Here is a 256-nt window from a genome sequence, read left to right as displayed (position 1 = left end):
ATCTGGACGCGATGGTCGCGCTTTCCACGCGCGTGGCCGTGATCGCGGAGCGCAAGGTGCTGGTGGCCGCGCCCGTGGAGGAGGCGGCCGGCGTGGACGATCCGTTCATCCGCGAATATTTTCTGGGCATGCGCGGGCGGCGCGCGTTGCAGGCGCTCCCGCCCGAGCGCCGCGCGAAGCTGCCGCCGGCGGCGCTGCTGCCCGCATCCGTGGGCGTGAAACCGTGCTGACGCGCGGGCGTGTCACGAGGCGCAAG

General features: G+C 73.0%; 1 pseudogene. It reads left to right on the top strand.

What is annotated here, in order from left to right:
• Positions 1 to 230: pseudogene (locus SB816_RS33190) on the top strand (ABC transporter ATP-binding protein); the annotation flags it as partial.
• Positions 231 to 256 lie beyond the last annotated feature (26 nt).

Origin of the sequence: Achromobacter sp. SIMBA_011, assembly GCF_046535435.1 — a bacterium.
GTDB classification, from domain to species: domain Bacteria; phylum Pseudomonadota; class Gammaproteobacteria; order Burkholderiales; family Burkholderiaceae_B; genus Achromobacter; species Achromobacter dolens.
Note: the sequence above shows the minus strand (reverse complement) of the source record. Positions and strands in the feature narration are given on the sequence as shown.